Origin of the sequence: Euzebya pacifica (assembly GCF_003344865.1) — a bacterium.
Lineage (GTDB): Bacteria > Actinomycetota > Nitriliruptoria > Euzebyales > Euzebyaceae > Euzebya > Euzebya pacifica.
Genome location: NZ_CP031166.1, coordinates 128,014 through 143,758, shown reverse-complemented (window position 1 = coordinate 143,758; position 15,745 = coordinate 128,014). Strand labels below are relative to the sequence as shown.

The following is a 15,745-nucleotide window of genomic DNA, read 5'->3' as shown; positions in this document are numbered from 1 at the left end:
TCACGCAACGAGGTCACCGATCACCCGTGCCGCCACCGGCGGGCAGACGGCGTTGCCGATCTGGGCGAGCTGCTGCTTGCGCGCACGTGGCAGCGGCCCCTGCCACGGGTAGTCGGGCCGGAACCCCTGCAGCACACCGAGTTCGCCGGGGTCGGGACGGCCGATCGTGCCCCCGTCGGCCGCGTAGGCCTTGATGTCCTTCGGGTCCGGCGGGCCTCCGGAGAACCGGGGCTTCCACCGACCGGCGGCCTGCGCGGCCGCGTACAGCCGCCGCGCCCCCGACCCGCCCTCCAACCGCTCCCCCGACCCCGACCGCTGCGACGGGATGGTGTAGGCGGGCCGGTCAACGAGCCCCCAGCCGACGGCCTCCGCCATCGTGGTCCACCGGGCCAGGTCGGGACGCAGCAGCGTGGGGCCGTCCTGGCCGTGGGTGGGCTCTGGCGGGCCGACATCGGCGCGTATCCGCGACGCCATCAGGAACAGGCGGTTGCGGGTCTGGGCGACACCGAAGTCGGCGGCGTTGAGCGTCCCGACCCACGTCGCGTACCCCATCGCACCCAGGGTGGCGGCGACCCCGTCGAACACCGACCGCGTCGCCGAGGTGGCGACCTGCTCCGCGGCGACCCAGCGGGGACGCAACTCCACGGCATAGCGTTCGAGCTGGCCGATCAACACCCCGCGCGGGTCGTCCATCCCCTTCTTCGACCCGGCTGCCGACCAGGCCTGGCATGGCGGGGAGGAGATCAGCCCGGTGACGCGGCCACGCAGTCCCGACAGGTCCAGGGCGGCGACGTCACCGCGGATCGTGGAGTGCCCGGCTGCGGCGCGGGTCGCGCAGGCCCACTCGTCCCACTCCACACCGAGGTCGTCGATCCCGATCGACCGGGCACCCTCCGACCATCCGCCCGGCCCGGCGAAGCAGTCGAGCACGATGCCGTCGCCGACGTCGAACACCAGCCCAGCGAACCCGTCACCGAGGTCGACGAACGCGGCGGACCCGAGGCGTGCGGCCTCATGGGCCCTGCCGATGAGGGCGGCAGCGTCAACCACAGCGGACGTGCCGTCGATGCCGTCGGCGTCCAACGCCTCCGCGGCGGCCCAGGTGACGCTGCCGATGTGGTCGGCGACCTCCGCAGCGGTGAGGGCGGCCCCGCGCAGGACGGCATGTCCGGCGTCGACCGCGATCGAGGCGAGCACCTCGGCGGCGACCTCCACGACGTGCGGGTCGCTGCTGCCGAGCGCGTCGGTGAACGCGGGCCCGTCCAGGTCCCCGTCGGCGGCGAGTTCGCCGAGACCGCCGAACAGGCGGCGCATCGCGGCGGTGGGGTCGGTGGGCACGGCGGCGCGGACGGCGATGCCGATGTCGGTGAGCACCGGCCCGGAGCAGGTCCTCAGCGGCGTGACGGTGGCCATGCCGGTCACGGGTTGACCTCCCCGACGGGGCTGCGCGGCCACGGGGCCCCGTCCGAGGCACAGGTGGTCCAGCCGCCCCAGTCGTGCGGCAGGGCGGACGCGTCGACGTCGACCCATCCGGCCCCGGCCGTCTCGTCCCACGCGATCAACCGGTCGCCCATGTCGACCCAGTGGACCAACGGTTCGTCGGCGGGTGCGGTGGAGTCGGCGGGTTGCCTGCGGTGCAGCGCGGCCATCATGCGGCAACACCGCTCTTGCGGACGGTCCCGTCGGTCCGGTACGGCGCGGGGTACAGCGCCCGCATGTAGGAGTCATCCTCCCACCGGCAAAGGCAGGTGGTGCAGGTCTCGTTGCGGCCGCAGACGACCATCGGGCCGACGACGGTGGAGGTGACCAGCGGCGTTCCGCATCCGGCCTGGTGGTCGCCGCAGCGGCCGTTGCGGGCCGGGGGTGACGCGCAACCCGCGCGCGAGCAGTACGACGGCGGCAGATGGGCCGGGCAGCGCCCGTACAGCACCGCAGGGGCGTCGCAGCCACCGGCGCCGCCGGAGCTGCACGACTCGCCCGTTGACGGGTTCGGCTTGGCGCAGGGGAAGCCGTAGGGGAGGCCGTCGAGGATCCGCTGGTGGGCCCGCACCCAGTCCTCCCCGTCGAGGCCGACCAGGTCGCTGGGGCGTGGCGCGGCCGTGGTCGTGGTGGTCATCGGCCCCTCCCTGCCCGGTCGACGAGGTCGGCCAACCGCTTGGCGTAGGCCTTGCCGGCCCATCCGGCGGCGTCGTCGAGTCCTGCGGGGAACTCCTCGGCGGCATGTCCGGTGGAGGCCCACACGACCTCGCCGGACAGGTACACGAAGCAGTCAACGCCGCCGTCGGTGCGGCGCTGGGCGACGGACTCGAAGTCCATCCGGTGGATGGCGTGGTCGGGCACGGCGAGGCGGTCGTCCGCGTCGGCGGGGTTGTTGGGCATCGGTGTTCTCCGGTCAGGCGACGAGTTCGCCGGCGGGGGTGCAGGCGGAGCCGTTGTCGTCGTAGACGACCGCTTCGGCGTCGAGGAGGTCGTCCAGGTCGACGCCTTGGGAGGGCCATCCGGCGGCTGCGGCCGCCTCGGCACGGTCGACCAGGGCGGCGAACGTCATGGGTCTGGCGTCTTCGGTGGTCGCCTCGACCCCCTCGACTTCCACCCAGCAGTGGTCGTCGGGGTTGAGGTATCCGGTGAAGGCCAGTTGTGGTCGGAGGTCCTCGAGTCCGCAGTCCTGCGGGATGAGGAACTCGCCGGAGTCGAGGGTCGCGGTGAGCCGTGCGACGAGGTTGCCGTCGGGCGGGCCGGTGACGACGACGGAGCAGTCCTGCTTGCAGTTGGCCCCGTCGCGATACCTCAGCAGCACACGGGTGTTCATGGTGTTGGTGTTCACGGCCGCTCGACCGCCCACCGGCGGATGGCGGAGCCGGGCTCGAGGCGTGGTTCGTGGGCGGCGGCCATGCTGCGGGCGAAGGTCTGGTCGCCGCTGGTGAGGATGGTCTGGCCCGTGTGGGTGTCGTGCACCCGCCAGGGGTGCACGGTCTGGGTGGCGGTCGCGGTCATGGGGTGTCTCGTTCTGCGAGGAGTGCGGCGAGTTGCGGGCCGAGGTCGTCGGCCTGGTCGGGGGTGAGGATGAGCAGGACGCGGTCGGCCCGGTGCGGCCCGCCCCGTGCAACGACGTAGCCGTGGGGTTCGACGTGGTCGGCGAAGCGGTCGACGGCTTGCCGGACGGTGTGTTCGGCGGCCCGGTCGGCGGCGGTGAGTGGCTTGCGGGGGCCCATCAGGCGGACGTTGCGGTGACGGCGCGGGGGTCGCGCATCTTGATGGAGGTGCCGCGCTTCTCCACGACCGCGCCGACGGGGAAGCAGTCGGCGATGCGGAGCATCTCCTCGGCTTCCTCGACCAGTTCTTCGGTGGGGATGAGATCCGCCCACGCCTCGGCCTGCGCGGCGACGATCCCGTCGATGTAGTCCTGCCGGTCGATGTCGGCGTCGATGACGAGGGCGGTGGTGGTGACCTTGCGGCTGGTGGTGCCCGCCAACCCGCGCTTGCAGCCGCAGCGGCCGTCGATGGACTCGCGGCGGTCGCACTCGGAGGCGAACACGACGTGCTCCCCCTCGGTGGCGAAGTGGTAGTCCGAGGTGCGGATGCCCTGCCCCTTGGCGGTGGCGACGAGGATCTTCATCGTGTGCTCCCTTCCCGAAGCGACGTAGTGCTACCTATCGTAGCACTCATGGGTGGGGTGGGTCAAGGGTCCCCGGTCAGGCGATGTCGGCCGCCCAGAACCGCCCCGTTGACTGGCCCTCCCGCAGCAGCCCGTCGCGCACCAGCCGCCGCGCCATACGGTCCACCTGCGCCGCCCGGTCGGGCGCGGCCATCAGCGACACGCCGCCGAGGTGCCACACCAGCGACGCGCCGGGCTCCCCGGCCAGGTTCTCCACGAAGTCGCCGACCCGGTCGAAGGCGGCGTCGTCAGGCACGGTCACGGCGTAGTCGATCCGCCTGTCCGTCGTTTCCTTCACTCGGCCGGTCGCGACCAGGACGGGGAGCCCCTCGCCGTCGGCCGACGGGTCGTCGTCGCGGCGCGGCCGGACCGTCACGATGTCGCCGGGCAGGCAGGTCGAGGTGGCCAACGGGGGACGCAGCGGTGTGGCCGTCGTGTCGGACTCCATACGTGCGGGGACGGCCTCATGGGCCCCGAGCCACACCGACGGCTGGCCGCCCGGCAGGTCCTCGCAGACGGGGACGAGGAGGACGCAGTCGGGTTCGTGGGGGCCGACCTCGATGGCGAGGTCGTCCGGCTTGGCCTGCCATGCCGCGCGATAGGCCGGCCCGTCGCCGGTGAGCACGGGTGTCGCTTGTTCCCACTTGGCGTCGACGCCGCGCTCACCGGGGAGCCGTCCGCCGGCGTCGGCGGCCTCGACGTGGACGAACGGCAGGTCGTCGGTGCGGTGGTAGTAGCGGGCCTGGTGGGCGTGGGCGAGCACCCATCGTGGCGCGACCGGGGACAGCCGGACCCGTAGCGACCAGTTGGGGGCAGCCGGGTCGGTGAGGGTGATGGTGGTCGGTCCGCTCGACACGGCCCGATGGATGTCGTCGGTCCGGGTGTCGCTCAACCGGTTGAGCAGGTGTCCGGCGTCACGCATCGACAAGCCGAACATGATGAGCTCGGGGCTGTCCGGGTGGTTACCGATGGTGTAGGTGAACGGCACCGAGATGGGGTCGCTGTAGCCGACTCCTTGGATGCACCGGCCGTGTTCCTTGATGGTGTCGGCGACCATCTTCATGACGGCGGCTCCGGGGTTGAGCGGGTCGATCGGCACTGCTGCTCCTGTGCTACCGGGTGGCGTGACGCACGAGCGCGTCGACGGCCCCGGCCTGGGTGGTGTGGTTGATGTCCCACAGTCTGTTGCCGTTGACGTCCTCCGCACCCCAGCCCTCACCGGCGAACAGCCGCCACTTCCCGTCGGGGCCGTCGGTCTGACCGGCGGCCGACACCGCCCCGACGGGGACGCCGTCAACGAGGATCTCGCGGCGGCGGATCACCAGTCCCTGGCCGTCGGGGACGTCGACGACCGGGCCGCGGGTGACCTCACGCATCGGTTGGTCCGATGCGGATCAGGCCCTGGTCGTCGGCGTGGGGGTGCAACGACGACATCTCCGCCCACAGGGCCTCGTTGAGCGCCTCTACGGTGTCGCGGTCGGCCTCGGGGAGGTGGGCGGTGGGCTGGTCGGTACCGTTGACGGTGCCCGCGCAGTCGTCCTCGAGCGAGTCGACGATGACCGCTTCCAGATGGGGCAGCACACGGTTGCAGGCGGCCCGCAGGCTCGCCTCGATGACCGCCAGGGCCGCCCGCTCGGCGTCGTGGACGGCTTGGAAGGCGGTCTGCAACCGGTCTGATTCCCCGGTGGTCTGCACCGGGCTGACGGTGATGGTCATGGCTGTTCCTGTCAGCTGTCGGGGTTGGGGACGGTGACGCCGCCGCAGCGGTCGTGCACCTGCTCGGTCAGGACCGTCGTGGTGGCCAGGTCGCCCTTGCCGTGGGCCCACCAGACCTCGGCCATCAGCATCGCACCCCACGAGTCGCCCTCGCGGGCGGGGCAGGACCGGGCGGTGGCGGGGACGGTGCGGCCGAGGGAGCGCCACAGCCGCTTGCCGTTGGGGGAGAACTCCCGCGACGGGCCGAGTTCGGTTCCGGCGGCGATCTCGGCGGCGGTGACGAGCGCCTTGCCGATCCCGTGGCGGCGCCACTTCTCGTCGACACGGACGATCTCGATGGTGCCTCGGTCGTCGTCGATGGTGGCGAGACCGGCGATGTCGGGCCACGCGCCCTCGCCCGAGGCGGCCGACCGCATGACGATGGCGAGGACGACTCGGGTGTCGGTGTCCAACGGGTCGGTGTCGACCTCGACGAAGTGGACGGGGACGCGGTCGGTCGCCTGGCCGGCGATCGTGTCGGTCATCGGGTTCTCCTTGCGCGGCGCGAGGGTGCCGAGCGAAGCCGCGAGCAGGTGCCGCAGACGTCGGGGCCGGTGGTGTGGGCCACGGGCGTGAGGTCGAGGTCGGTGTCGCCGGCGGTCCAGGTCAGCGCGCCGCACCAGGTGGTCTCGGTGAGGCCCCTGCGGAGGTGGACGCGTCCGCCGCTGCGGCGGCGGAGGGCGGGTACACCGACGGTGTCGGACGTGGTGGTGGCCATCGTGACTACGGCTGCTCGGAGCCGCCGCTGCAGATGGCGGTGAGGAGCAAGCCGATGGCGATTGCGGCGACGATCATGGTGGTCCAGCCCTTCCCAAGTCAGCATTGGCGTTGTGCTATCAATACTAGCTCTTTTTCGGTTGGGGGTCGAGGGGTTCAGGTGGGTGGATCTGTCGGACGGTTCCGCCGTGTCTGGCCGCGTGGATGTCGGCGTCGTGCTGGTCGTGGAACGGCCCGGTGATCGCCCCGTCGGTGTCGGCCACCCATGTCGGTCGGTCGCGCGGCGGCACGTACCCGTCGGACATCACCTCCGCCCGGCCGGCCTCGGTGAGCCACACCAGCTGGTGCCCGGCGACTGGTGCCGACTTGTGCTTGACCAACCCGTCCGCGGCGAGGGCGTCGATGGCCTGCCGGCAGGTGTTCGGCACTGTCCAGACGGCCTCACCCAGACGTGCGCGGGCGGCGAGCAGGTCGAGGAGGAGGTGCTGGGTGGGGGGCAGCGTCATCCTCGCTCCTCCATGGCGGCCATGAGCTCGCGGGTCTGCTCGGCAAGCGATCGCGCGAGGTCGCCATCGAAGGGCCGGGGGGTCATGGGGTCGATGGCGTCTTCGGGGACCTCGATGGTGTCCACGGGGGCGGCGTCGACGAAGCCGATGAAGGCCTGGTCGTGCCAGGGCGGCACCCAAGCCCCGGACCGGCACACCACAACGGTGTCGAACGCCACCGGCGGCCTCGTGCCGTCGTCGAAGGCCCGGTCGACCTCGACGACCGGCTCGGGTTCGATCGTCATCGCCTGGGTCCGCCAGGTCGGGTAGCGGACGTGCAGATCGGCGCCGGCGGCGTGCAGCGGCACCATCCAGTCGCCGCACTGCCAGAACGCCCCTGGGTCGCTGCCGCGCAGCGCCAACGCGGTGGCGGCGTCGGGGCCCTTGGTGTAGCCGCAGTCGTGATGGGCGTCGAACAGCCACACGTGGTCGAAGCCGGACCCGGCCAGCAGTGCGCGGGCGTTGGACTCCACGACGATCAGGTGGGCGCCGTCCTCCAGGTCCACGCGGTCCCAGAACCCGGCGGGCGTCGCCCATCCGGGCCCGTCAACGAGCCCCGGCAACTGCCTGCCGTTGGCGAGGAACGACTGCGCCCTGGACGGCCACACCCCTTCGATGAAGAACGTGCTCTCCCGATGGGCCCAGTCGAAGTACTCCCAGTCGTCATCGCCGGGGTCGGGCGACGGGAAGAAGTAGTCCCAGTCCACGACGAGCAGGTTGCCGGTCATCGGCCGCCGCCCGTCGTGAGGGTGGCGGAGCCGGACAGTCCGACGGTGCCGACGTGCAGGTGGCCGCCGACACCGGATCGTGCCGGGGTGACGCGGGGAACGATTCGGCGTGGCAGTCCGGTGCCGATGATGATGATGCGGGGCATCGGGGTCTCCTACTCGTCGTCGGTGGTCGGAGCGGGGTTGGCGATCCGGTTGCGGAAGGCAGTGAGCCGTTCGGCTTGGCGGAGCCGCGATTCGGCCATGCCGGCACCGAACGTCTCGGGGGCGTCGGGGGTGTGCGGGACGGCCCGGAGAGCCGCCGCCCAGAACGAGGGGTCGGCCTGGGCGTGGAGGCGTTCGATGAGCAGGTCGAGTGCGGCGAGGTTGGCGGCGAACTTCTCGCCGCTGATCGGGTTGGAACCGTTGCGCCAGAACCACGTCAACGACGTCTCCAGCCGCTCACGGGTCGTGGTGTCGAGGTCGGGGTCGGCCTCGAAGACCTTGGTGAGTCCGCCGAGCAGGTCAGCGGCCTCGCGGCGTTCCTCGGGGCTGAGCCGGTAGGTGGTCAGTGTCTGCATGCGGTGGGTTCCTTTCGTCTGGAGTTCAGCGGCGGAACCGTCGCGCGAGACGGGCCCACACGGTCGGGGTCGGTGTCGCAACGGCGGGGGTGGGTGGTGCGACCGGGTCGGGTCCGGCATTGAGGATGTGGGTGGCGACCATCCGGGTTTCCTGGCCGATGTGGTCCTCGGTGAAATGGATCACGACATGTCGGCCGACGAGCGGTTGGGCGGCGGCGAGGAAGGACTGGCCCGAGAGGGTGGTGGCGTACGGGCCGACGATCATGGACAGGCGGCGTCCCTCGAGGTGCAGCCGGATGCGTCCGATGTCTGCACCGGAGTGCGGTCCGCCCGGGGAGATGTCGACGTTGAGGAGGATCCCTCGGCTCTGCGTGGCTTCGATCACCTCCGACATCTCGTTGTCGATGACGAGGCGGAGTTCGTAGGCGGCGTCGCGGATCGCCAGGCGGTAGGCGGGGGTGATCCGCCCGCCGGGTGCGGGGCCTACGACTCCGACGGCTGCGGCAGCGAGGGTGAGGGGGTCGATTGTCCGTGCGTCCGGTTGGGCGAGGGTGTCCATGTTCGTCTCCTCGGGGCGGGTCGGGTGGTCACCGTCATCGGGGCCCGCCGGGGGGACGTCGCAGGCCTGCATCGGGGTTCCCTTGGGGTCAGGCGGTGGCCGGGGCGGCCCGGGGGTCGTTGCGATGGGCGTGGACGGCGGCGTCGATCTGTGCAACGGGGGCAAGGAACCCGTCGCAGCGGAACTCCGAACGGCCGGTGTCGTCGGTGACGACCAGCCAGAACCGCGGGTCGTTGTAGCCCTCCTCCACGGCACGGAGGGCGACGGTCTGGCCGTCGGTGGCGGGGCGGGTGTCGATGGCGTCGATCATGCCGAGCAGCGCCGACACCTCGGCGTCGGACCAGTTCCACAGCGGGATCGGGGACGGGCCGAGCTCGTCGACACGGGACTGCGGGACGGCCGGCGGGTCATCAGGGTCGCGGTCGCCGTTGGCCCGGCGGATGGCCTCGGCGATGATGTCGTCGAGGCGGCCGGACCGCGACGCCAGTTCGTGCTCGATGTTGCGGATGTCCTCAAGGTCGAGGTCGTAGGGGTCGGGCGGGTCGCCGCCGTCGAGGTCGATGGCCTCGAACTCGGCGTAGCCGCCGACGGTGATCTCGGCGGACTCGAAGTCGCAGCCGCCGATCATGTCGAGGTTGTTCCGGAACACGGTGTCGATCGCGGCGTCGATGGTGTCGTCGTCGATGGGGCCGACGACGAACTCGCGGACCTGTTCGTGGATGTAGTGGGTGACGGTGGCGACGATGTGCAGGCGCATCAGGTCAGCACCTCCACCGACAGCACGTCGGCGTCGGCGCAGTCGAAGTCCTCCCCGGCCGTGGCGGACAGGGTCCGCGCCTCGTCTGCCGTGAGTGCGGCGACGACCTGGTCGGGGGTTGGTTCGGTTTCGGAGTCGATCTCGACGACGCGGCCGGCGGAGGCGGGGATGTCGACGTTGCAGGTCCAGGTGGCCATGGGGGTTCTCCGGAGTCAGACGGTTACGAGGATGCGGTTGGTGGCGTCACGGTCCCACTCGATGGTGAGGCCGGCGTCGGCGAGTGCGGCGAGCGCGGTGTCGCGGTTGGTGTCGGGGTCGCCACCGCCGACGACGAAGTCGTGGAACAGGTGCACGCCACGGTCGAGGCGGGACGCCTCGACGTCCTGCTCGTGGAAACCGATGAGCGGCCGGGTGCTGTCCACGGCGGCGTAGGAGCAGGACATGCAGCACCAGTCGGCGGCGAGGACGTTGAAGCCGTCGAAGGACAAGCGGGACAAGGCGGTGAGGAGGGCCTCGACCCGATCAGCGACCTCCTCGCCGTCCACGGCCTTGCCGTCCTCGCAGTAGCCGCAGTCGACCCACTCGCTGGTGGTGCCGCTCCCGTGGCAGTCCTCGCAGGCCTCCTGGCCGGTGCCGTCGCAGGACTCGCAGTCGACGTCGCCGTCGCAGAGGACGCACTCGGTCTCGCCAGTGCCGCCGCAGTCGGCGCAGTCGACGTCCTCGTGCTCACCGCCGTCGCCGCTGCACGAGCCGCACTCCTCGGTGGCGGCGAGGGCGACGTTGAGGCGCAGCTCGTCGAAACCTCGACGGACGTACCGCTCGGAGGCTTCGGTCTCGATGACGGTGCTCATGCGCTGATCCCTTCCCAAATCGTTGTGCTACCTATGTTAGCAGTTGCGTCATGGGTCGTCAAGTCGCTCGGTGATGTGCTACGATGATTAGCCAACCGCAGCGAGGAGGCGAGGGAATGACCGCCAGCTACACCCCCGGACCCACCGCCACCACGACCCTCCCGGTCGACCCCATGACGGCAGCAGCCGCACCCTTCGACCGGGCCGTCGTCATCGACTGGCTCGAGTCCGAGGCCGGCTGGGGCCTCCGCCCCGACGGCTGGACCATCCACCGCGACACCGCCGCCGCCGACCGGTACCTCACCGCCATGCGCAACCGCGAGGCCACCATCCACGGCGGCAAGGTCCCCCCGGACTACATCCGCCCCGACGGCAAGCCCCGCAACGTCACCATCACCCCCGACGTCGCCCGAGCGATCATCGCCCGCGAAACCCACGGCGACGACAAGGCCCTCTGGGGAGCCGGCCGCCACGGCCCCGCCGAAGGCGCCCTTGTCGACCTCGCCGTCCTTCGCGGCACCGGGTGACCACCCGACTCCCCCACCACCGACCGATCCCGGCCCCACCTGCCGGGGGCGCTGTACGCCCCCCGGCCAGGCCAGCCATACCGACCGCCCCGTGGCACCAGATGAGCCGCCTCGAAGCGCCCGGCATCTGCCTTGGTGGTGGCTGGCTTGCCTGCCTGCTCCGGGCGCGCCACCGGGCGCGCCATCCATGCGGTGATCAGGCGACTCCGGCCCGAGGCCGCGACTCGATGGCTGCCGGCGCAGCAGACGAAGTCTCGGTACCGTCCCTCAACCCACGGCCGGCGGGCCTTGCCCAACTGCGGCGACACCTGCCCCTTTTCGCCATTCGGCCCGCGATACTGAGGACATGCTGTCAGCCGCCGACTACGGCTATCACCTCGACTGGTGCCCGTTTCACCACTTCGTGTTGCAGTCAACGCTCACGGGGATCTATCAGCTCATCCAGCTCGAAGTCGCTTCGCAAGCCGAAACGGGCAAAGCGATCGGCATCACCCTCGACGCGCAACCAGTCGACCGAGAGCTGTTTGACGCATCTGAACTCGGCCGGATCCTTGCCGTTTGCGCTGCTGTGCTTCCCGATCCGCTGCCAGCACCGATTCAGCGAGACGCAACAGAAATGGTCCGGGTCGCCCGGATGCTTGTCACCGGTCAGCGAAGCCGCAATGCCTTGACCCTGAAAGCACTCGAGGGCTACGCGACGATGGTGGACGCCGACCACGTCGGCAAGGTTGCGGCGGGCAGTCGCGTGGCAAACCACAAGTCATTCGTCGCGTGGAGCAGGCGCACGACCCCCGTGATCACCACCTGGGTCGGACGCGAGCCGACCGCCACGACATGGGAACAGGAACTGCGCGCCCACAACACCTCAGAGTCCGCAGAGAAGACCGCAGCCCTGAAAGTCATCAAAGAACTCCCTGCAGCCATCAGAGCACACCGTGACGCCATGAACGCCATGGAGACAGCAGCACCCACTGACACTTCATTGCCGCCGGCTTCCCCGTCCGAACACATGCCGCCGCCCCCCGCCCCGATCGATGAAGCCGATGCAGACCCGCCACCGTCGGCGGACGCGCACAGGACGTTCGTCGGGGACGGCCGAACCGAACTGGACGCGGCAATGGGGGCCCTCGAGAACCTGATCGGCTTGGAGGACATCAAGACACAAGTGCGCGGCATCGCCAACCTCCTGAAGGTCTCCGCGCTGCGGCGTGCCGAAGGACTGCCAGCCGTCGACGTCGCCCACCACTACATCTTCACTGGCCCTCCCGGAACCGGGAAGACCACGGTGGCACGCCTCATGGGCAGGATCTTCGCCGCTGCAGGAGAGCTGTCTCGCGGCCATCTCGTCGAAATTGATCGCTCTGGCCTGATCGGCGGGTACCTCGGACAGACCGCCCTGAAGACCAACGAGATCATCGACACCGCATTGGATGGAGTCCTGTTCATCGACGAGGCCTACTCACTGGCCGCCGACACCGACAGGTACGGCAGTGAGGCGATCGCCAGCCTGCTCAAGCGCATGGAAGACGATCGCGACCGCTTGGTCGTCATCGCAGCTGGCTATCCCAAGCCGATGAAGACGTTCCTGGACAGCAACCCTGGTCTAGCGAGCCGGTTCACCGAAACGGTCGAGTTTCCCCCCTACGCCGTCGATGAACTCGTCGCTTTGCTGTACGGCCACATCATCAAGCACGGCTACCACCTCGACGGCAGCGGCGAGGAAGCAGTCCGCCAGCTCCTTGTGCAGAAAGTCGCCGAGGCCAACGACGCCTTCGGCAACGGCCGGTACGTCCGCAACCTGTTCGACGACCTGATCACCGCACATGCCAACCGCATCGCCGGTACCGCCGCCCCAACCAGGACTGCCCTGATGACCATCACCTCTGAGGACGTCAACGATGCGGCCGGGTGACTTCCCCGACGACGACCTGATCGTCTGTGCCGTGGAGTCGGGACGTGAGGACGTGCTTCGCGCGTGGCTGATGGCAGTCCCGACCAGGCCACATCCTCGTCCGGCTCCCACCACGCCCAAACCGGGGATCAACCACCCGCCGAGTCAATCGCAGGCATGACGCCCGAAGCTGTCGTGACACCGTAGGCGTGACCGGCAAGAGGACCGTCCTGCAGTTCCATGCGCTGGTTCCCCGGCACCCACGCCGCCTGCCCGCAGGCTTGCAGTGCGGGCAGGGACCGCCCGAGGAGACGTCCGAGTGGGGCACCGGCCAGTTTCGCAACCCGCACCACTCAATCGACTTGGGACTCGACGAGGTCCGACCCCGCTCGGATCGGCCCTGATGTCCACGCTCATGTCGACCGCCTGAACCGGTCAGTCCCGTTCGGCGAGTGCGGCGATCCGCCTGGCGGCCTTGACAGGGTGTGAGCCGCCATCGGCCGGCAACCCTGTCGACACCGACCAGTGCCGGCCATCGGCACCACGCACCGCCGCGACCGACCAATCGTCATGGCCCACGAGGAACACGTCGATCCCGTCGGGCCGCACAAGCACGACCCGTCCGTCGCCTCCAGCGACGGTCCACCCCTCGGGCAGCAGGCGGGCCAACAGCTCGTCGACGGTGTGGAGGGTGACCGGCCCGACCGCCGCGGCGACGACTCGACGCACGGTGTCGTCGGCGTGGGGGCCGCCGAGTTGTCCGATGAGCCGGCGGGCCGCCTTGGCGTTGACCCCACGGGTGCGCTTGACCGCTTCCACGGCGGCGTCAGCCACGGCGGCGTCGGACATGCCGCCGAGCGGCCCGACCCACGCACCGACGTCTTCGACCATCGGGCCGATCCACCGGGCCCACGCCTCACCGTCGGCACACAACCCGTTCGCGCGTCCAGGCTCGACGCCCCGCGCGACAAGGGCATCGGCGACCGACCCCGCCAGCCCGTCCGGCCGGGTCCCGACCGGCTGGGCGTCGGCAGCGGCGTCGATCATCGGCAACAGGCGGGACAGGACGACCGGATGGTCGGCGAGTTCCTCGGCGTGGGCGGCGATGGCCCGGACCAACCGGCCTGCCTCACCGGCCGGGGCCCGGCCGGCGAGTGCGACGGCGACGTCAGCCATCAACGGGTCGGTGAACGTGGCCAGGGTGAACGGGCAGGCCGGGTCATGGCCGAGGGCCGGGCGGGTCGCGGCGGCGTGGTCGTCGAACTCCACCTGGCAGTGGTCGCACGGTTTCGGCGGCGGGCACTCGCACTCCTCCACCCCGCCGCACCGGCACGGATCGGCGTGCGGCGACGCGGGGGTGGTGAGCCGTGCAGGGGCAACCGGGTCGGGACAACCGTTGGCGTGCGCCTCGGGGAGGTGGCCCCAGTCAATGCCACGCACGATCTGATCGCAGGCGGCGCAGAACGCCTCACGGGCGGCGCAGTCGGCGGCGTGGTCGGCCCGCTGGGTCACCGCACCGCCTGCGGCACCGCACCATCCGCACGGCTGCGGGACGACCAAGTTGGCGGGGGTGACCCCTGCCGGCATGTCGACCAGGAACCGTTCGGTGGCGCCGCGAACCTCCGCGACGTGCGCGACCGAATCGTCGGCCAACGGATGCAGCGCCCAACCGGCTGTCTGCTCGCGGACATGGACCGCGCCGTCGGTGGTCCGGTAGTTGAGGACGAACACGTCACCGGAACCGGAGCCGACCTGGTCGACAGCGACCTCTGCGGCGACGTCGATACGGACAGGACGGTCCCCAGTGCGCCGTTCGATCTCACCGGCCAGCGCGGCCGCCAGCCGGCCCTCGGGCCCGTCCCCGTCCGGAACCAGGCCGCCGTCACCGTCATCGGGGCCCGCCGGGGGGACGTCGAGGTCGAAGACGAACAGTCCCTCCGGCATGTCGGCCAGCAGCCCCCCAGCCGCCATCGAGAGCGCCCGGCGGGTCGGGTCGGCGACATCTGCCGGAACGCACAACCCCCACCAGTCGTTGCCCCGGTATGCCCGTTCGTAGTCCGGTCCCTTCGCACCGATCACGTCGAAGACACCCCGTCCGGTCCCCACCTCGGAGTCGGACACGTCGGCGCGGACGGTCAACCGGGTCGGCCGGGAACCGTGCCAGGCGGCCGAACCGCCCATGGCGTCGGCGGCCAGCGTGGCGAACACCTGCCCGTAGCCGACCTCGTTGGCCGGGAACAGCGAACAGGTCCGGTCGTGAGCCCACGACTGCATGGCGGTGGTGCCGGTCAGGTCGGCCCCGCATTCGTCGCACTCATCGGCCACGTGCAGCGGCGTGTACGCCTCTGGGGCGCGAGGGGCGGTGTGGCCCCCGTAGGCGGCGTTGACCGCCTCCCACCGGGCCGTGAACAGCTCGATGGTGGCGGCGGTGACGACGTCGTCGGGTTCGGAGCCGCTGCCCTCGCAGTTGCCGCAGGCGGAACCGCCGTCGTCGGGGTCGAAGTGTTCGGTGGCGTCGCCGTCTGCGTCGAACCCGCCGTTGCCGAAGCACTCGGTGCATCCCGCGTCGATGTCGGCGTGCCAGCCGTCCATGGCGTTCAGGGCCGCCTGCGTCATCGGGCTGTCGGTCCCGGCGGACCGGAGCGCGGCGACCACGCCGTTGGTGGCCCCGATGAGGTCCGACAGCGATGCGGCGTCGTGGGAGGCGGCGGTGTCGATCGCCGCCCGCATGCCATTGATCGCGTCCCGCACGGCCCGGTCGGAGGGCACGCGGAGTTCCTCGATGTTGCCCAGTGCGGCGTTGGCGGCCCACTCCCCGAGTGCCTCGACGTTGTCGAAGCCCTGGTGGACGCACAGGGGGACGTCGACGTCGTCGAGGTCATCGCGGCCCATGGTGGTCCCGTCGGCGAAGACCACCTCGATCAGTTCGACGGACCTGAGGAAAAGGTCGGGTTCGACGACGATGACGGTGGCGCCGGGGCGGCCGAAGTCGGCGAGGAAGGCCGCCAGTTCGATCGCGGCGGCGTCGGCGAGGGCGGCCAGGTAGGCGGTGCGGGCATCGGCCAGGGAGCTGGTCATGACGGGTCCTTTGCTGGTCGTGCGCTGCGTCGTCCCCGGCCCGACAACGGCACGACCGACAAGGTGCGGTCATGGTGTGCGTCTGCTGGCCGGATGCGTCCGCCGTGTGGCGTCTGCTCTCC

At 70.8% G+C, this 15,745-nt stretch carries 24 protein-coding genes; 2 read left to right on the top strand and 22 right to left on the bottom strand.

Annotated elements, in window-relative coordinates; translation table 11 throughout:
* The 21 genes from DVS28_RS25855 to DVS28_RS25765 form a co-directional block, all read right to left on the bottom strand.
* Positions 1–1,413, bottom strand: coding sequence for a DNA cytosine methyltransferase (locus tag DVS28_RS25855; protein ID WP_245973677.1), 1,413 nt, complete (start codon positions 1,411–1,413; stop codon positions 1–3).
* A gap of 5 nt (positions 1,414–1,418) precedes the next feature.
* Positions 1,419–1,652, bottom strand: coding sequence for a hypothetical protein (locus DVS28_RS25850; protein WP_164711092.1), 234 nt, complete (start codon positions 1,650–1,652; stop codon positions 1,419–1,421).
* Positions 1,649–2,116, bottom strand: a complete 468-nt coding sequence (locus DVS28_RS25845) for a hypothetical protein (protein ID WP_114594542.1) — start codon at positions 2,114–2,116, stop codon at positions 1,649–1,651. Before DVS28_RS25845 ends, DVS28_RS25850 begins: the two co-directional genes overlap by 4 nt.
* On the bottom strand, positions 2,113–2,379 hold the full coding sequence (locus tag DVS28_RS25840) for a hypothetical protein (RefSeq protein WP_114594541.1): 267 nt from the start codon (positions 2,377–2,379) through the stop codon (positions 2,113–2,115). The genes DVS28_RS25845 and DVS28_RS25840 overlap by 4 nt, the downstream gene beginning before the upstream one ends.
* A 13-nt stretch (positions 2,380–2,392) precedes the next feature.
* The gene (locus DVS28_RS25835; RefSeq protein WP_114594540.1) at positions 2,393–2,824 is read right to left on the bottom strand and encodes a hypothetical protein; all 432 of its coding nucleotides are present in this window, start codon (positions 2,822–2,824) and stop codon (positions 2,393–2,395) included.
* Positions 2,821–2,994: a hypothetical protein gene (locus DVS28_RS28825; RefSeq protein WP_164711091.1), complete on the bottom strand. Its 174-nt coding sequence runs from the start codon at positions 2,992–2,994 to the stop codon at positions 2,821–2,823. Before DVS28_RS28825 ends, DVS28_RS25835 begins: the two co-directional genes overlap by 4 nt.
* Complete coding sequence (locus tag DVS28_RS25830; RefSeq protein WP_114594539.1) at positions 2,991–3,212, bottom strand: hypothetical protein; 222 nt, start codon at positions 3,210–3,212, stop codon at positions 2,991–2,993. The genes DVS28_RS28825 and DVS28_RS25830 overlap by 4 nt, the downstream gene beginning before the upstream one ends.
* Complete coding sequence (locus DVS28_RS25825; protein ID WP_114594538.1) at positions 3,212–3,616, bottom strand: DUF7715 family protein; 405 nt, start codon at positions 3,614–3,616, stop codon at positions 3,212–3,214. The genes DVS28_RS25830 and DVS28_RS25825 overlap by 1 nt, the downstream gene beginning before the upstream one ends.
* 76 nt (positions 3,617–3,692) lie before the next feature.
* On the bottom strand, positions 3,693–4,754 hold the full coding sequence (locus DVS28_RS25820; protein ID WP_114594537.1) for a DUF4262 domain-containing protein: 1,062 nt from the start codon (positions 4,752–4,754) through the stop codon (positions 3,693–3,695).
* 13 nt (positions 4,755–4,767) lie between these two features.
* On the bottom strand, positions 4,768–5,031 hold the full coding sequence (locus DVS28_RS25815; RefSeq protein WP_114594536.1) for a hypothetical protein: 264 nt from the start codon (positions 5,029–5,031) through the stop codon (positions 4,768–4,770).
* Complete coding sequence (locus DVS28_RS25810) at positions 5,024–5,371, bottom strand: hypothetical protein (protein WP_114594535.1); 348 nt, start codon at positions 5,369–5,371, stop codon at positions 5,024–5,026. The genes DVS28_RS25815 and DVS28_RS25810 overlap by 8 nt, the downstream gene beginning before the upstream one ends.
* 11 nt (positions 5,372–5,382) lie before the next feature.
* Positions 5,383–5,895 (bottom strand): GNAT family N-acetyltransferase, encoded by a 513-nt coding sequence (locus DVS28_RS25805; RefSeq protein ID WP_114594534.1) that lies wholly within the window; start codon positions 5,893–5,895, stop codon positions 5,383–5,385.
* On the bottom strand, positions 5,892–6,128 hold the full coding sequence (locus DVS28_RS25800; protein ID WP_114594533.1) for a hypothetical protein: 237 nt from the start codon (positions 6,126–6,128) through the stop codon (positions 5,892–5,894). Before DVS28_RS25800 ends, DVS28_RS25805 begins: the two co-directional genes overlap by 4 nt.
* A 124-nt stretch (positions 6,129–6,252) precedes the next feature.
* The gene (locus DVS28_RS25795) at positions 6,253–6,633 is read right to left on the bottom strand and encodes a hypothetical protein (RefSeq protein ID WP_114594532.1); all 381 of its coding nucleotides are present in this window, start codon (positions 6,631–6,633) and stop codon (positions 6,253–6,255) included.
* Entirely contained in the window at positions 6,630–7,400 is a 771-nt protein-coding gene (locus tag DVS28_RS25790) for a hypothetical protein (protein WP_114594531.1), read from the bottom strand. The genes DVS28_RS25795 and DVS28_RS25790 overlap by 4 nt, the downstream gene beginning before the upstream one ends.
* Complete coding sequence (locus DVS28_RS28820; protein ID WP_164711090.1) at positions 7,397–7,546, bottom strand: hypothetical protein; 150 nt, start codon at positions 7,544–7,546, stop codon at positions 7,397–7,399. Before DVS28_RS28820 ends, DVS28_RS25790 begins: the two co-directional genes overlap by 4 nt.
* Positions 7,547–7,555: 9 nt before the next feature.
* The gene (locus DVS28_RS25785) at positions 7,556–7,960 is read right to left on the bottom strand and encodes a hypothetical protein (RefSeq protein ID WP_114594530.1); all 405 of its coding nucleotides are present in this window, start codon (positions 7,958–7,960) and stop codon (positions 7,556–7,558) included.
* Positions 7,961–7,985: 25 nt separating this feature from the next.
* The gene (locus tag DVS28_RS25780) at positions 7,986–8,591 is read right to left on the bottom strand and encodes a hypothetical protein (protein WP_114594529.1); all 606 of its coding nucleotides are present in this window, start codon (positions 8,589–8,591) and stop codon (positions 7,986–7,988) included.
* A 16-nt stretch (positions 8,592–8,607) separates the two neighbouring features.
* The gene (locus DVS28_RS25775; RefSeq protein WP_114594528.1) at positions 8,608–9,276 is read right to left on the bottom strand and encodes a phage regulatory CII family protein; all 669 of its coding nucleotides are present in this window, start codon (positions 9,274–9,276) and stop codon (positions 8,608–8,610) included.
* Complete coding sequence (locus tag DVS28_RS25770) at positions 9,276–9,473, bottom strand: hypothetical protein (protein ID WP_114594527.1); 198 nt, start codon at positions 9,471–9,473, stop codon at positions 9,276–9,278. The genes DVS28_RS25775 and DVS28_RS25770 overlap by 1 nt, the downstream gene beginning before the upstream one ends.
* Positions 9,474–9,488: 15 nt before the next feature.
* Entirely contained in the window at positions 9,489–10,127 is a 639-nt protein-coding gene (locus DVS28_RS25765; protein ID WP_114594526.1) for a DUF6891 domain-containing protein, read from the bottom strand.
* Between the two features lie 116 nt (positions 10,128–10,243).
* On the opposite strand from DVS28_RS25765, the gene DVS28_RS25760 reads away from it, so the two are divergent.
* Together DVS28_RS25760 and DVS28_RS25755 are read left to right on the top strand one after the other, a co-directional pair.
* Positions 10,244–10,654, top strand: coding sequence for a hypothetical protein (locus DVS28_RS25760; protein WP_114594525.1), 411 nt, complete (start codon positions 10,244–10,246; stop codon positions 10,652–10,654).
* Positions 10,655–11,000: 346 nt separating this feature from the next.
* A complete protein-coding gene (locus tag DVS28_RS25755; protein ID WP_114594524.1) occupies positions 11,001–12,566 on the top strand; it encodes an AAA family ATPase in 1,566 nt (521 codons plus the stop codon).
* Positions 12,567–12,980: 414 nt separating this feature from the next.
* Here DVS28_RS25755 and DVS28_RS25750 read toward each other — a convergent pair whose 3' ends face one another.
* The gene (locus tag DVS28_RS25750) at positions 12,981–15,623 is read right to left on the bottom strand and encodes a hypothetical protein (protein WP_114594523.1); all 2,643 of its coding nucleotides are present in this window, start codon (positions 15,621–15,623) and stop codon (positions 12,981–12,983) included.
* Positions 15,624–15,745: the final 122 nt, after the last annotated feature.

Bases quoted from the DNA above. Each gene is read 5' to 3' on its own strand.
- DVS28_RS25845 (WP_114594542.1), bottom strand. From the start codon at position 2,116: ATGACCACCACGACCACGGCCGCGCCACGCCCCAGCGACCTGGTCGGC.
- DVS28_RS25755 (WP_114594524.1), top strand. From the start codon at position 11,001: ATGCTGTCAGCCGCCGACTACGGCTATCACCTCGACTGGTGCCCGTTT.
- DVS28_RS25825 (WP_114594538.1), bottom strand. From the start codon at position 3,616: ATGAAGATCCTCGTCGCCACCGCCAAGGGGCAGGGCATCCGCACCTCG.
- DVS28_RS25765 (WP_114594526.1), bottom strand. From the start codon at position 10,127: ATGAGCACCGTCATCGAGACCGAAGCCTCCGAGCGGTACGTCCGTCGA.
- DVS28_RS25785 (WP_114594530.1), bottom strand. From the start codon at position 7,960: ATGCAGACACTGACCACCTACCGGCTCAGCCCCGAGGAACGCCGCGAG.
- DVS28_RS25815 (WP_114594536.1), bottom strand. From the start codon at position 5,031: ATGCGTGAGGTCACCCGCGGCCCGGTCGTCGACGTCCCCGACGGCCAG.
- DVS28_RS25805 (WP_114594534.1), bottom strand. From the start codon at position 5,895: ATGACCGACACGATCGCCGGCCAGGCGACCGACCGCGTCCCCGTCCAC.
- DVS28_RS25780 (WP_114594529.1), bottom strand. From the start codon at position 8,591: ATGCAGGCCTGCGACGTCCCCCCGGCGGGCCCCGATGACGGTGACCAC.
- DVS28_RS25810 (WP_114594535.1), bottom strand. From the start codon at position 5,371: ATGACCATCACCGTCAGCCCGGTGCAGACCACCGGGGAATCAGACCGG.
- DVS28_RS25775 (WP_114594528.1), bottom strand. From the start codon at position 9,276: ATGCGCCTGCACATCGTCGCCACCGTCACCCACTACATCCACGAACAG.
- DVS28_RS25770 (WP_114594527.1), bottom strand. From the start codon at position 9,473: ATGGCCACCTGGACCTGCAACGTCGACATCCCCGCCTCCGCCGGCCGC.
- DVS28_RS25840 (WP_114594541.1), bottom strand. From the start codon at position 2,379: ATGCCCAACAACCCCGCCGACGCGGACGACCGCCTCGCCGTGCCCGAC.
- DVS28_RS25795 (WP_114594532.1), bottom strand. From the start codon at position 6,633: ATGACGCTGCCCCCCACCCAGCACCTCCTCCTCGACCTGCTCGCCGCC.
- DVS28_RS25855 (WP_245973677.1), bottom strand. From the start codon at position 1,413: ATGGCCACCGTCACGCCGCTGAGGACCTGCTCCGGGCCGGTGCTCACC.
- DVS28_RS25800 (WP_114594533.1), bottom strand. From the start codon at position 6,128: ATGGCCACCACCACGTCCGACACCGTCGGTGTACCCGCCCTCCGCCGC.
- DVS28_RS25830 (WP_114594539.1), bottom strand. From the start codon at position 3,212: ATGGGCCCCCGCAAGCCACTCACCGCCGCCGACCGGGCCGCCGAACAC.
- DVS28_RS25750 (WP_114594523.1), bottom strand. From the start codon at position 15,623: ATGACCAGCTCCCTGGCCGATGCCCGCACCGCCTACCTGGCCGCCCTC.
- DVS28_RS25790 (WP_114594531.1), bottom strand. From the start codon at position 7,400: ATGACCGGCAACCTGCTCGTCGTGGACTGGGACTACTTCTTCCCGTCG.
- DVS28_RS28820 (WP_164711090.1), bottom strand. From the start codon at position 7,546: ATGCCCCGCATCATCATCATCGGCACCGGACTGCCACGCCGAATCGTT.
- DVS28_RS28825 (WP_164711091.1), bottom strand. From the start codon at position 2,994: ATGACCGCGACCGCCACCCAGACCGTGCACCCCTGGCGGGTGCACGAC.
- DVS28_RS25760 (WP_114594525.1), top strand. From the start codon at position 10,244: ATGACCGCCAGCTACACCCCCGGACCCACCGCCACCACGACCCTCCCG.
- DVS28_RS25850 (WP_164711092.1), bottom strand. From the start codon at position 1,652: ATGATGGCCGCGCTGCACCGCAGGCAACCCGCCGACTCCACCGCACCC.